This window comes from Arthrobacter sp. Ld5, assembly GCF_051172775.1.
Taxonomy (GTDB): Bacteria; Actinomycetota; Actinomycetes; order Actinomycetales; family Micrococcaceae; genus Arthrobacter_D.
Genome location: NZ_JBPKBO010000021.1, coordinates 49,858 through 63,110, shown reverse-complemented (window position 1 = coordinate 63,110; position 13,253 = coordinate 49,858). Strand labels below are relative to the sequence as shown.

The window sequence follows — 13,253 nt, the reverse complement described above, 5'->3', positions numbered from 1 at the left end:
GGGCGGGACCGTCCGCCCGGGCGAGCTGCGGGTCAGTCGCCCTTCCGCCCGAAGACGATGTCGTCCCAGCTCGGCACGCTGGAGCGCTTGGGCTTGGCCCGACGCTCCGCCGCGGTGTCCGCGGCATCCTTGCCGGTGTCCTTTCCGGTGTCCTTGGCTGTGTCCCTGCCGGGGCCCTTCGAAGGACCGCGGACCGCGTCCCGGCCGGGACGGGCAGCCTGGCCGTCCTCCCGTCCCCCCGCGGGCGGCGGGAGCCGGCGCGACGGCTGCGCGAAGATGCTGATCTCGCGGGTGTCCGTGCTGACCCCGTCGTAGAGCCTCGGCGTGCCGTCCGCGTGCTGGGCGGATTCCTCCCCGGGCCCGGCGTCGCCGTCAAGCAGGTCGTCGCCGGGGTGCGGGGCGAGCGCCAGTCCGGGGGCAGCGGCCTCCCGGTCGGGATCCCCGTCGGTCCGGTCCTCGCCGTCCGTGCCTCCGCCGTCCGGGGTGTCGTCCTCGGCCCTCGGATGGGCGGCAGGGATGCTGCCCCGGGTGAGGAGTTCCGCGAGGGCGTCGTCGCCGTCCTCGTCGGCGCCGAGGCGCTGGCCGCGGCGTGAGCGCAGGATGGTCAGCAGGCCGTCCTGATCGTCCGGGGCCGCCTGGGGCGCCTCGTCGGCGTTCTCGGCCTCGAAGTCGAAGACGCGGTCGGCCACGGCGCTGAGCCGGCGGGCGGGGAGCGGGCCGTCGAGGGGCTCGAGTTCGCTGAGGACCTGCGCCCAGCGATTGCCGTTCACGACCGTCTTGCGGGTGGGGTTGTAGGTCCACTGCGCGGGTGGCTGCTCGCCGAGATCCACGGTCGAGCCCTCGGGCAGGTCGAACGAGGCCTCCACGTGCCAGGAGCCGTCCTGGCGCCGCCACGAGTCCCATTCGAGTGACGCCGGATCCACCCCGTAGCTCTGGACGCGGTAGGCGACCATGTCGCCGAGGAGGGCCGGGTCGTCGCCGAAAGCGGACCGGTAGCCGTCGTGGCTGGGGAGCGGCGTGGCAACCTCCACGCGCTGCGCGAGGTAGGCCAGGTAGTCGCGCTCGGCGCGCACGGGGCCCTCGTAGCGCTGCACGTGGGCGAGGTCGAGGCCCGATTCGGCGGCGACCTGCTCCGCCGTCGCGCCCGTCCGGATGCGGGCCTGGATGTCGCGCGGGGTCAGCGGGACCGGCGGTCGTGCCGGCTTCGCCCGGACCTGGGGCGGCGCTGCATCCCGCGGCACGGCTGGTGTGTCGGCCGGGGTGCTCGCACGGCGCAGCGCGTCGTCGATGGGCAGCCGGTAGGACGTGCCCTCCTCGCCGCTCAACAGCAGATGTCCGCCGTCCTCATGGACACCCACCAGGCGTAACTCCTGCATCAAATCCTCCAGCCGACAATGATTCCTACCTGAAACTGTGCCACTGAATGGCGGTCATTCCTACTACGTCCCCGGGTGTGGCGGGCCGCGGCGCTGCAGCGGGCACAAATCGGGAGGCCGTAGCGTTGTGGCAGCCGTGGGCAGACGACCCGCGGATGGCCGGAGAGGAATCCGGATCGTATGGAGCGTGAGAAGGCGGATATGGCAACGGACTACGACGCGCCGCGGGCGACGGTCGACGACGACACCAGCAGCGACGACCTGAAGGGACTCGGTGTTCGGCCGGCGCTGCAGACGGCGCTGATCGACGAGGAGGAGCTCGAGGCCGCCGACTCCTTCGACCTGCCCGGGGCGGATCTCTCCAGCGAGGAGATCGCGGTGCAGATCCTCGCGGCGCAGGCCGACGAATTCACCTGCGCCTCCTGCTTCCTGGTCCGGCACCGCTCGCAGATAGCCCTCGACCGGGACGGACAGCTGTACTGCGTGGACTGCGAGGGCTGACCTCAGCCCGCCAGGGCGGCGGCGAGGTGCTCGGGGCGCCGTGAGGACGCGAGCCAGTACGGGGTGCGGTCCTCGGGGTCCGTGACCTCGATCTTCACGACCGGGGAGATCCAGCCCCTGATGCACAGGTAGGCGAGGCCGTTCAGTCCCGGGCCGCGCTGGTAGGTGGCGTCCTCCCCGGCGAACCACTCGACCGCCCCGAGGTACTTCCGCTCGATCGTCGCCCGGCCCACCGTCAGGGTGGTGGGGGTGACCGTGATCCGCGGCGTGGACAGGATGAGCAGCGTGAAGACGATGATCGCGACGACGACGGCGACCGCGTAGCCGACGAGCATCGAGATGGGGGCGAACATGATGATCGTCGCCGCGGAGAACCCTGCCGCGATCAGCCAGATCCAGGGTGAGGGCCACAGCCGCTCGTCGTAGAGGACGGTCTGGTCGGGTGTGTTCTGGGGTGCTTCCCCGGGCGCGCTGGACATGACACCAGCATTCCACCCTTTGGCCCCGGTCTCATCCCGGCCCCCGGTGCCGCCCCGCGTCCCGGAGGGTGCCGCGACTGTCAGGTGGGGTTCGGGCAAAGGCGCTAAAGTGGGGTGCTGGCCACCGGATAGCTCGCGTTGGAGATGCAGTTCATGGGTACACCTCAGGACCTCCCGGTCCAGATCTTGATGCTCGACGACGGCCTCGAGCCCCCCGCGTACGCCACCGACGGCGACGCGGGCGCGGACCTGCGCACCGCCGTCGATCTCGTCCTCGCGCCCGGCGAACGCGCGCTCGTCCCCACCGGCGTGTCCATGGCGCTCCCGCCGGGCTACGTGGGCCTCGTGCACCCGAGGTCCGGGCTCGCCGCGCGGCACGGGCTGACGATCGTCAACGCCCCGGGAACCGTCGACGCCGGCTACCGCGGAGAGATCAAGGTCTGCCTCCTCAACACCGACCGGCACGACCCGGTCCGCCTCTCGCGGGGGGACAGGATCGCCCAGCTCGTCATCCAGCGCGTGGAGCGTGCCGCCTTCGCCGTCGTCGACCGCCTGCCGGACAGCGCGCGAGGTACCGGAGGCTTCGGGTCCACCGGTGGCTTCACGACGCCGGATGCGCCCGTCGCAGCGCCGGCGGGCGGCTGACGCCCCCACCGTGGCGCGGCAGCGACCACCGAAGATTCCACCAACTCGACCACGCCACCAGGAAAGGAGCCCGGACATGGCTTTTGGGCGCCCCAGGAAGAAGAAGCAGGACGACGTCGCCGACGCGCCGGCGCAGCAGGAGGCCACGGCCATGCCGGGCGCCCAGGAAGAGGGGCCGACACCGGGTGACACCGCCGACACCGGTGCGGCCGCTCCCGGCGTCCCAGATGCTGCCGCCCTCGTGTCCAGCGCGGACTACGAGCGCAACACCCGCGGTCCCTTCGACCTCTCCGAGCAGGACACGACGAACGGCTACATCGATCTCGGCGCGCTGCGGATCAACGCGGCCGAGGGGCTGCAGCTGCGCCTCGAGGTCGAGGAGCGCAGCAAGCGCGTCATCGCCGTCACCCTCGACCTGGGCGGGTCCACCCTCCAGCTGCAGGCCTTCGCGGCCCCGAAGACGGAGGGTCTCTGGGACGAGATCCGGGAGCAGATCGGCACCTCGGTGGGCTCCCAGGGTGGCACGGTCGAGGAGCGGCCGGGCAGGCTCGGCACCGAACTCTTCGCCAAGCTGCCCGCGCAGACGCCCGACGGCCAGGCCGGCTACCGGGTTGCGCGGTTCGTGGGCATCAACGGCCCGCGCTGGTTCCTCCGGGGGGTCTTCGGCGGTCCCGCCGCCCTGGAACCGACCGCCGCAGCACCCATGGAGCGTCTCTTCCGCAGCGTCGTCGTCGTGCGCGGCGACCACCCCCTCCCGCCGCGCGAACTGCTGCCGCTCCGGCTGCCCAAGGACGCCGCCGCGGCTGCTCCCGACACCCCGGCTCCTGCGCGCCCCGACCTGAATCCGCTCGAGCGCGGCCCCGAGATCACCGAGACCCGCTGACCGTCGTGTCCGCCCTACCGCACGGGCGAGGTCCCGCCGACCCGGACGGAGCGGGGTACGCCCCCGCCCCGGTGCCGGCCACCCTGCCGTCGCGCGGCAGGATCAAGGCCCGCGGCGTCGTGACCAGCCTCACCCTCGTGCCGGTCACGGCCCCGCCGTCCTTCAGCGTCCTCACGCGGATCGACTGGCACGGCACATGGACGACCGTCCGGATCATCTGGATGGGCCAGCGGCGCGTGCCCGGGGTCGACGCAGGAGTGGACCTGCGGTTCGAGGGGATGCTCACCACGGTGGACCACACACCCACCGTGTACAACCCGCGCTACGAGATCATCGGCCACCCGGACGAGAACGGATGAGGAACCCCCTATGAGCCACCCGATCGAGGATCCCGACGCCCCCCGGACGCGGGCGGACGAGGGCGCCCGTCCGTCCGGCGAGCAGCCGGCCGGGCCGACGGCGTCGGACCTGGCCATGCAGTACGCCGCGAAGTCCGGGGTCCGGCGCACCGAATCGGGCCAGATCGACGTCCTGTCCTCCGTCGGTGGTGTCCAGGGGCTCGCCGAGAGCATCGCGCCCGGACTGGTCTTCACCATCTTCTTCACGCTCACGCGGGACCTCACGGTCTCCCTCGTCGCCGCGCTGGCGGTCGCCGCCGTCTTCACCGTCCTCCGCCTCGTCTCGAGGACGCCGCTGACGCAGGCCCTCGCCGGACTCGTCGGCGTCGCGTTCTGCGCCATCGTGGCCCAGCGCACGGGCAACGCGGAGGACTTCTTCCTCCCGGGCTTCTTCATCAACGGCGGGTACATCATCGCGCTGGCCGCCTCGGTGCTGTTCCGGTGGCCGTTCGCCGGGCTGCTCTTCGGCTTCATCCGCAACGAGGGCATCGACTGGCGGAAGGACCCCGCACGCGTCCGCGCCTACGCGACCGCCACGTGGATCATCGTGGCGGTGCTGGCGCTGCGCCTCGCCGTCCAGGTACCGCTCTACCTGGCCGGGAACGTCGCGGCGCTGGGTTCCACGCGCGTGGCGATGGGCCTGCCCCTGTACGCGCTCGGCCTGTGGCTCGCCTGGATCATCTCGCGTCCCCGGACGGTCACCAGCGAGGAATCGTCCGGATCAGGGTGACGCGGAGGTCCTCGCCCCGCGTCATGACGCCGTGAACTCGCTGAGCGCGGCCAGGAGGCGGTCGACGTCGTCGTCGTCGTTGTAGGGCGCCAGGCCGATCCGCAGGGCGGCGGTGTCCTCGAGATCGAGGCGGCGGAAGGCCTCGTACGCGTAGAAGGAGCCGGCCGGCGCGAGGATGTTCCGCTCCGCGAGGAACCGGTAGGCGTTCGCGGAGGACCGGTCGGGGAACGTCACCAGCAGTGTCGGTGTACGGTCCCGGGCTCTCGAGTGCAGCGTGACGGCGTCGCCCAGGTCGGCCAGCCCTGCCTCGAGGCGGGAGCGCAGGGCGAGCTCGTGCCCGTCGACCGCGTGCGCGGAGGCGAGGAGGCGGGCGCGGCGGCCGGTGGCGTCGCCGGGCGCGATCGCCGCGAGGAAGTCCACGGCCGCCGTGACCCCGGCCAGGATCTCGTAGGGGAGGGTGCCGAACTCGAACCGCTCGGGAACCTCGTTCGTGGAGGGCAGCAGCTTGTCCGGCTGCAGCGACTCCAGCAGATCCGGCTCGGCCACGAGGACGCCGCAGTGGGGCCCGAGGAACTTGTACGGCGAACAGGTGAAGAAGTCGGCCCCCAACGCCTTCACGTCGACCGCCGCGTGAGCGGTGTGGTGCACCCCGTCCACGTAGACCAGTGCGCCGGCCGTGTGGGCGGTATCGGCGATGCGGCGCACCGGCGGTCTGGTGCCGAGCAGGTTCGACGCGGCGGTGATCGCCACCAGCTTCGTGCGCTCGGTGATCGCGGCCGCCACGGACGCGTCGTCGATCTCCGCGGTGTCCGGGTCGAAATCGATCCAGCGCACGGTGGCGCCGGCCCCGGCGGCGGCCTGGACCCAGGGGCGGATGTTGGAGTCGTGGTCCAGGCGCGAGACGACGACCTCGTCGCCGGGCTGCCAGGTCTTGGCGAGGTGGCGGGAGAAGTCGTAGGTGAGCTGCGTCGCGCTCCGCCCGTGGACGACACCCCGGGGCTGCGCCCCCAGCAGGTCGGCCATCGCCGCCCGGAATCCGCCGACCGCCGCTTCGGCGTTGCTCTCCGAGCCCGTGCCGGGGCCGCGGTTGGACAGCGGCCCGGTGATGGCGTCGGCGATGGCGGCTCCGACGGCGGTGGGGGTCTGCGTTCCGCCGGGGCCGTCGAAGTAGGCGGTCCCGGTGAGCAGGGCGGGGAAGTGCGCGCGGAAGGCCGCGATGTCCAGGGTCATATCGCTACCCTCTCAGGTGGGGTCCGATCCGGAAAGGGACACGCGCTAGGCGTCGGCCCGGTCGTCCTCCGCCCGGTCGTCCTCGGTCCGGGCGGCGAGCGCCACCCGGAGCTCGTCCTCGGCCGCGATGGCCGCGAGGAAGAACAGCTCGTCGCCGCCTTCGACGAGGTCGTCCGGGCTGGGAGTGATGGGGGAGTCGTCCCGCAGGATCGCGACCACGGCGCAGTCCTCCGGGAGGCTGAGGGAGCCGATCGTCCCGCCGATGAGGGGGGAATCCTGGGGGACGGTGAACTCCACGATCGAGGACACCCCGGTCTGCAGCGTCAGCAGGCGCACGAGGTCGCCGATCTCCACGGCCTCCTCCACGAGGGCCGTCATGAGCCGGGGCGTGTTCACGGCCACGTCGACCCCCCAGGAGTCGTCGAACATCCAGTCGTTCTTCGGGTTGTTCACGCGCCCGACCGTGCGGCCCACCCCGAACTCGCTCTTCGCGAGCAGCGACACCACGAGGTTCACCTTGTCGTCGCCGGTCGCGGACACCACGACGTCGGCCTCGTCGAGCCGGGCGTCCTTGAGCGTCGTGAGCTCGCACGCATCCCCGATCAGCCACTTGGCACCCTTGAGCCCGCTGCGGCCGATCACCTCGGGCTTCTCGTCGATGAGCAGGATCTCGTGCTTGTTCCCGAGTAGTTCCCGTGCGATCGACGAGCCGACGCTCCCGGCCCCGGCGATGACGACCCTCATTCGTTCTCCTCCTTCGGTGCGGCGGCGAGGATGCGCCCGATCTCGCCCGTCGCCGTCGTCCTCATCATGGCGTGCAGGATGTCTCCCTGCTGGTAGCTCGTGTCATGGGCGGGCAGGATGCCCTCGCCGAAGCGCGTCAGGTACGCGATGCGCACCCCGCTCGCGGCCTCGATGGTCCGCAGCGACCGCCCCAGCCAGGCGTCGCTCAGCGCGAGTTCGGCGAGGATCAGCCGCCCGGAGGTCTCGCGGAAGTCACCGTTGATGGTCTGTTCCGGCAGGATCCGACGGAGCACCTGGTCGGCGCTCCACCGCACGGCGGCGACCGTGGGGATGCCGAGACGCTGGTAGATCTCCGCGCGTCCCGGGTCGTAGATGCGCGCCACCACGTGCGGGACGTGGAACGTCTCGCGAGCCACACGGGTCGCGAGGATGTTCGAGTTGTCGCCGCTGGACACGGCGGCGAACGCGTAGGCGTCCTCGATCTCGGCGTGCTTCAGGGTTTCCCGGTCGAAGCCGACGCCGGTGACCTTGCGGCCGCCGAAGGACGAGCGGAGGCGGCGGAACGCGCGGTCGTCCTGGTCGATGATCGCCACCGAGTGACCCGATTCGTCGAGTGTGTGGGCGAGGCTGACGCCCACCCTGCCACAACCCATGATCACAAAATGAGCCACCGAGGGCACCCCTGATTCTTGGTGTAGATCCTGCCGTACCAGCACCAAGCCTAGTGGCTGGCCGAACGCCCGGACGCGCTAGTGTTTGGGCTGTGCTGACTTTTCTCGAGGCCGTCAAGCGGGTGCTGGTGGGCAAGCCCTTCGCCAGCGACAGGCTGAGGAACCGGAGCCTGCCGAAGCGCCTCGCCCTGCCCGCGTTCTCGGCCAGCGCGCTGTCGTCGGTCGCCTATGCGCCGGACGAGATCCTCCTGACGCTCGCCCTCGCCGGGGTCGCCTCCGTCGCCATCTCCCCGTGGGTGGGCCTGGCCGTGATCGCGGTCCTGCTCGTCGTCGTCGCCTCCTACCGCCAGGCGGTGCGCGCATACCCGTCCGGCGGCGGCGACTACGAGATCGCGAAGCGGAACCTCGGACCCCGCGCGGGCGCCACCGTGGCCTCGGCGCTGATGATCGACTACCTGCTCACCGTCGCCGTGTCCGTCTCGGCGGCGGCCCAGTACGTCGTCTCGATCGCCCCGGTGCTGGAGGACGGACGCGTGACGCTCGCCGTCGCCGGCGTCGCGGTGCTCGTGCTGCTGAACCTGCGCGGCATCACCCGCGGCGTCCGCGCCCGCGCCGCCGTCACCTACGGCTTCCTGGCCGGGATCCTCGCCCTGTGCGTCACGGGCACGGTCCAGGCGCTCACCGGGACGCTGGCCGACGCCCCCAGTGCACGTTTCGAGATCGTGCCCGACACGGCGTTCGACGCCGGCCTGGTGGGCCTCGCGGGCGGCCTCCTCATCCTCCGGGCGTTCTCGGCGGGCGCTGCCGCCCTGACCGGGCTCGAGGGCCCGGGCTCCAATGTGCCGCGCTTCGAGAAGCCGCGCTCACGCAACGCGGCGACGACCCTCCTGATTACCGGCCTCGTGTCCTCCGCGATGCTCGCGGGCGTCATCTACCTCGCCAACGCCACGTGCGTGCACGTGGTGCAGGACCCGTCGACGCAGCTGCTGCTCGACGGCGGCCCGGTCCCCGGGGACTACATCCAGGCGCCCGTGATCAGCCAGCTCGCCCGCACCGTCTTCGATGCCGGCTCGCCCGTCTTCTACCTCGTCGTCGCCGCGACGGCGCTCATGCTGATGCTCGCCGGCCACGCGGCCTTCAACGCCTTCCCCGTCCTGGCGTCCATCCTCGCCACCGACGGCTACCTGCCGCGGCAGCTGCGCACCCGGGGGGACCGCCTGACGTTCAGCAACGGCATCCTGGCCCTCGGGCTCGGCGCCGTCGTCCTCATCCTCGTGTTCCGGGCGGACGTCACCGCCCTGGTGCAGCTGTACATCGTCGGGGTGTTCGCCTCCTTCACGGCCGGCCAGCTCGGGCTCATCCGGCACTGGAACAGGATCCTGCGCAGCACCGTGGGCAAGCAGAAGCGGTGGACCATCCACAAGTCCCGGGCCATCAACACGGTCGGCTTCGGTCTCACCGCGGCGGTCCTCGTGGTCGTCCTCGTCACCAAGTTCGAGTACGGCGCCTGGATCGCGGTGCTCGCCATGGCTGTCCTGTTCGTCGTGATGCGCGGAATCAAGCGGCACTACGACGCCGTGGCGGCGGAACTCGCCATCGACGACGCCGTCCGCCTGCGCGCCCTGCCCTCCCGGGTCCACGCGGTGATCCTCGTCTCCAACGTGCGGAAGCCCGTGCTACGCGCCCTGGCCTTCGCCCGGGCCTCCCGCCCCTCCCGGCTCGACGCGATCACGGTCGACGTCGACGCCGACCAGACACGCCGCACCCTCGCCGACTGGGACAGGTTCGAGATCCCGGTGCCGATCACCGTGCTCGCCTCGCCCTATCGCGACACCATCACCCCGATCCTCGACTACATCCGCTCGATGCGCCGGGACTCGCCCCGCGACCTGATCGTGGTCTACATCCCCGAGTACGTGGTGGGAAAGTGGTGGGAGCAGCTGGTGCACAACCAGACCGCCCTGCGCATCAAGGCACGGCTGCACTTCGTGCCCGGGGTGATGGTCGCCAGCGTGCCGTGGCAGCTCGCGTCCTCCGACGCGGCCCAGATCTACCAGGACATGAAGTAGGAAGAAGCCCCATGAGCGACGCCGCCCGAGCCTCCGATCCATCGACGCCGGAAGGACGGCCCGATCCCGCAGCGCCCGCCGTCGGATCCGGTACCGCCGAGCTGACCGCCGAGCTGACCGCCGACCTGACCGCCGACCTGACCGTCGGGAAGGCCGCGCACGGTGGCCACTTCGTGGCCCGGCACGAGGGCCGCGTCGTCTTCGTCCGGCACGCCCTGCCCGGCGAGCGCGTCCGGGTCCGCTTCACCGAGACGGACGATGACGCCAGCTTCTGGCGCGCCGACGTCGTCGAGGTGCTCGAGGCTTCGCCCGCCCGGGTCCAGCACCCCTGGCCGCTGGCGGACGCGCTCCGGGCGGCGGCGCGGGGACGCGCGCCCGTCGGCGGCGCGGAGTTCGGCCACATCGCCCTCGACGAGCAGCGCCGGCTCAAGGGCGCCGTCTTCGCGGAGCAGTTGTCCCGCCTGGCGGCGGTGGACCGCCCGGTCACCGTGGAGGCGGCCCCGGGGGAGGCGGCGGATGGTCTCGGCTGGCGGACCCGCGCGGCGTTCGCCGTCGACCGCGCCGGACGGCTCGCCATGCACCTGCACCGCTCGCACGACGTCGTCCCGGTCCGCGAGATGCCGCTGGCGGTCGCGGCCGTGAACGACCTCCGCCTGTGGACCCTCGACCTCACGGGCATCGAGCGGGTCGACGTCGCCGTGCCGTCCGGAGGGGGAGTGCCGCTCGTGCTCCTCGTGCCCGCCGCCCGGACCTCCCCGCGGCGCGTCGCGGCCGTCGCGTCCTCCATCGACGGTGCCTCCGTGGGCGTCCTCGACCCCGAGTCCGGGCAGGTGCAGCGGCTGACGGGCCGCACCTGGCTCCAGGAGAGCGTGCTCGGCCTCGACTACCGCGTCACGGGTGCGGGGTTCTGGCAGATCCACCGGAGTGCGCCGGAGGCCCTCGTCACGGCGGTCCTCGACGGGCTCGAGCCGGCCGCCGGTGAGCACTTCGCCGACCTCTACGCCGGCGCCGGTCTGTTCACGGTGCCGCTCGCGCACGCCGTCGGACCGGAGGGGTCGGTGCTGTCCGTGGAGGGATCGCCGGGCACGAGCCGCGACGCGAAGCGCAACCTCCACGGCCAGGACCACGTCGCGATCGTCCAGGGCCGCGTGGACGCCGTGCTCGGGCGCCCGCGGACGCCGCTCGACGGCGTCCTGCTCGACCCGCCGCGCGCCGGCGCCGGCAGGAAGGTCATCCGGCAGATCGTCGAATCCCGCCCGAGGGTGGTCGGCTACGTCTCCTGCGACCCGGCGTCGTTCGCCCGCGACCTCGGCTACTTCCTCGCCGCCGGGTGGTCGCTCGACGCCCTGCGGGTCTTCGACCTGTACCCGCACACGCACCACATGGAGTCCTTCGCGCGCCTCCTCCCACCGGCCTGAGGCGGGGGAGGCCCCCGCCGCTCCGCGGGTGCCCCCAATGGCACCCTGCCCGGACCCCGAACGTTAGAGTTAAGGACCACCGGGGCGGCCACGCCGCCCCGCCGAACCGATCAAGGAGGCGCGGATGGGACTCTTGGAGACGATCCACGGCCCACAGGACCTGAGCAAGCTCAGCGACGCGCAGCTGACGGCCCTCGCCCAGGAGATCCGCACGTTCCTGGTGAGCAACGTCTCGCGCACCGGCGGCCACCTCGGCCCCAACCTCGGGGTCGTCGAACTCACCCTGGGCATCCACCGCGTCTTCGACTCGCCGCGTGACAGCATCATCTTCGACACCGGCCACCAGTCCTACGTGCACAAGCTCGTCACCGGACGCCAGGACTTCAGCACGCTCCGGCAGGAGGGCGGCCTGTCCGGGTACCCCTCGCGCGCGGAATCCGTGCACGACATCGTGGAGAGCTCGCACGCCTCGTCCTCGCTCTCCTGGGCGGACGGCATCTCCCGGGCCCGCGTCCTCGGCGGCGAGGGCGACCGCTACACCGTGGTCCTCGTGGGCGACGGCGCCCTGACCGGCGGCATGGCCTGGGAGGCGATCAACAACATCGCTGCGGACAAGCGGCGCCGCGTGGTGATCGTGGTCAACGACAACGGGCGCTCCTACGCCCCGACCATCGGCGGCGTCGCCGATTACCTGGCGTCGCTGCGACCCACCCTGGATTCGGTGCGGACGCACCACGTCTACGAACGGACGCTGGACCGCATCAAGAACCGCATGCAGAACGGCGGTCCGATCGGCGAGTTCAGCTACAAGAGCCTCCACGCCCTCAAGAAGGGTGTGAAGGACTGGTGGGCCCCGCAGGGCCTCTTCGAGGACCTCGGCATGAAGTACGTGGGCCCCGTGGACGGTCACGACCAGTCCGCCGTCGAGCAGGCCCTGCAGCTGGCCAAGAAGTACGAGGGACCGGTGATCGTGCACGCGATCACGGAGAAGGGCCACGGCTACGCCCCCGCCCGGGCCCACGAGGCGGACCAGTTCCACGCCGTCGGCATCATCGACCCCGAGACCGGGGAACCCGTGGACGGCGCGGGGTCGCAGTCCTGGACCTCCGTCTTCGCGAACGAGATCGCCGACATCGCCGATGAGCGCCCCGACATTGTCGGCATCACCGGCGCCATGCTGATCCCCGTGGGCCTGCAGCGCTTCGCGGCCCGGCACCCCGACCGTGTGTTCGACGTCGGTATCGCCGAGCAGCACGCCGTCACGAGCGCGGCCGGCATGGCCTACGGCGGGCTCCACCCCGTCATCGCCCTCTACGCCACGTTCCTCAACCGCGCCTTCGACCAGCTCCTGATGGACGTCGCCCTGCACAAGGCTGGGGTGACGGTGGTCCTCGACCGGTCCGGGGTCACCGGGCCCGACGGCGCGAGCCACCACGGCATGTGGGACATGGCTCTGCTGCAGGCCATCCCCGGACTGCACCTCGCCGCCCCCCGGGACGCATCCCGGCTGCGGGAGGAACTGCGCGAGGCCGTCGCCGTCTCCGACGCCCCCACCGTGGTCCGGTACTCGAAGGGTTCCGTGGGTGCCGAGGTGGAGGCCGTCGAACGTCTCGACGACGGCGTCGACGTCCTCTCCCGCCGGCCCGCCGGATCACGCACCAACGACGTCCTGATCGTCAGCGTGGGCGCCATGAGCGAACTGGCGCTCGACGTGTCGAACCGGCTCGGTGCACAGGGCATCAGCTCCACCGTCATCGATCCGCGCTGGCTCCTCCCGGTCCGCCGCTCGGTCATCGACCTGGCCGCCGAGCACCGGATCGTGATCGTCATCGAGGACGGCGTCCGTGCCGGCGGCGTGGGGTCCAGGATCCGCCAGGAGATGCGGTCGGCGGGCGTGGACACCGCCCTCAACGAGGTGGGCCTCCCGGTCGAGTTCCTCGACCACGGCTCGCGTGGCCAGGTCCTCGAGCGCGTGGGGCTGACCGCGCAGAAGATCACGCACGACGTCGTCGCGCAGGTTCTCGGCACGAAGGTGCCGGTCGCCCGTCCGCTCGCCGGCGACCACGCTCCGGCCACGGACCAGTTCCCGCGCAGCTGACCTCCGGACGC

Annotated in this window: 13 protein-coding genes; 8 read left to right on the top strand and 5 right to left on the bottom strand. The window is 71.9% G+C overall.

Annotated features, from left to right (window positions below; genetic code table 11):
* Window positions 1-32: 32 nt before the first annotated feature.
* Entirely contained in the window at window positions 33-1,376 is a 1,344-nt protein-coding gene (gene sepH, locus ACSGDB_RS10505) for a septation protein SepH (protein WP_434994615.1), read from the bottom strand.
* 201 nt (window positions 1,377-1,577) lie between these two features.
* Here sepH and ACSGDB_RS10500 point away from each other — a divergent pair, with 201 nt between their 5' ends.
* On the top strand, window positions 1,578-1,877 hold the full coding sequence (locus ACSGDB_RS10500; RefSeq protein WP_434994614.1) for a DUF4193 domain-containing protein: 300 nt from the start codon (window positions 1,578-1,580) through the stop codon (window positions 1,875-1,877).
* Window positions 1,878-1,879: 2 nt separating this feature from the next.
* Here the strand turns inward: ACSGDB_RS10500 and ACSGDB_RS10495 are convergent, their stop codons facing one another.
* Window positions 1,880-2,356: a DUF3093 domain-containing protein gene (locus ACSGDB_RS10495; RefSeq protein ID WP_434994613.1), complete on the bottom strand. Its 477-nt coding sequence runs from the start codon at window positions 2,354-2,356 to the stop codon at window positions 1,880-1,882.
* 144 nt (window positions 2,357-2,500) lie between these two features.
* Here ACSGDB_RS10495 and dut point away from each other — a divergent pair, with 144 nt between their 5' ends.
* From dut to ACSGDB_RS10475, 4 genes are all read left to right on the top strand, one after another.
* On the top strand, window positions 2,501-3,001 hold the full coding sequence (gene dut / locus ACSGDB_RS10490) for a dUTP diphosphatase (protein WP_434994612.1): 501 nt from the start codon (window positions 2,501-2,503) through the stop codon (window positions 2,999-3,001).
* 76 nt (window positions 3,002-3,077) lie between these two features.
* Entirely contained in the window at window positions 3,078-3,884 is an 807-nt protein-coding gene (locus ACSGDB_RS10485; RefSeq protein ID WP_434994611.1) for a DUF3710 domain-containing protein, read from the top strand.
* Window positions 3,885-3,889: 5 nt separating this feature from the next.
* Complete coding sequence (locus tag ACSGDB_RS10480; protein ID WP_434994610.1) at window positions 3,890-4,243, top strand: hypothetical protein; 354 nt, start codon at window positions 3,890-3,892, stop codon at window positions 4,241-4,243.
* A 10-nt stretch (window positions 4,244-4,253) separates the two neighbouring features.
* Entirely contained in the window at window positions 4,254-5,012 is a 759-nt protein-coding gene (locus ACSGDB_RS10475) for a DUF3159 domain-containing protein (RefSeq protein ID WP_434994609.1), read from the top strand.
* A 21-nt stretch (window positions 5,013-5,033) separates the two neighbouring features.
* On the opposite strand, the gene ACSGDB_RS10470 is transcribed toward ACSGDB_RS10475, so the two are convergent.
* The 3 genes from ACSGDB_RS10470 to ACSGDB_RS10460 are packed head-to-tail and all read right to left on the bottom strand — an operon-like array spanning window position 5,034 to window position 7,657.
* The gene (locus ACSGDB_RS10470) at window positions 5,034-6,242 is read right to left on the bottom strand and encodes a cysteine desulfurase-like protein (protein WP_434994608.1); all 1,209 of its coding nucleotides are present in this window, start codon (window positions 6,240-6,242) and stop codon (window positions 5,034-5,036) included.
* Between the two features lie 45 nt (window positions 6,243-6,287).
* Window positions 6,288-6,986 (bottom strand): potassium channel family protein, encoded by a 699-nt coding sequence (locus tag ACSGDB_RS10465; protein ID WP_434994607.1) that lies wholly within the window; start codon window positions 6,984-6,986, stop codon window positions 6,288-6,290.
* The gene (locus tag ACSGDB_RS10460) at window positions 6,983-7,657 is read right to left on the bottom strand and encodes a potassium channel family protein (RefSeq protein WP_434994605.1); all 675 of its coding nucleotides are present in this window, start codon (window positions 7,655-7,657) and stop codon (window positions 6,983-6,985) included. The genes ACSGDB_RS10465 and ACSGDB_RS10460 overlap by 4 nt, the downstream gene beginning before the upstream one ends.
* Window positions 7,658-7,749: 92 nt before the next feature.
* On the opposite strand from ACSGDB_RS10460, the gene ACSGDB_RS10455 reads away from it, so the two are divergent.
* The 3 genes from ACSGDB_RS10455 to dxs all read left to right on the top strand — a co-directional run bounded on the left by ACSGDB_RS10455 (window position 7,750) and on the right by dxs (window position 13,242).
* Entirely contained in the window at window positions 7,750-9,726 is a 1,977-nt protein-coding gene (locus ACSGDB_RS10455; protein ID WP_434994604.1) for an APC family permease, read from the top strand.
* An 11-nt stretch (window positions 9,727-9,737) separates the two neighbouring features.
* Window positions 9,738-11,144, top strand: a complete 1,407-nt coding sequence (locus tag ACSGDB_RS10450) for a class I SAM-dependent RNA methyltransferase (RefSeq protein WP_434994603.1) — start codon at window positions 9,738-9,740, stop codon at window positions 11,142-11,144.
* Window positions 11,145-11,268: 124 nt separating this feature from the next.
* Window positions 11,269-13,242 (top strand): 1-deoxy-D-xylulose-5-phosphate synthase, encoded by a 1,974-nt coding sequence (dxs, locus tag ACSGDB_RS10445; RefSeq protein WP_434994602.1) that lies wholly within the window; start codon window positions 11,269-11,271, stop codon window positions 13,240-13,242.
* Window positions 13,243-13,253: the final 11 nt, after the last annotated feature.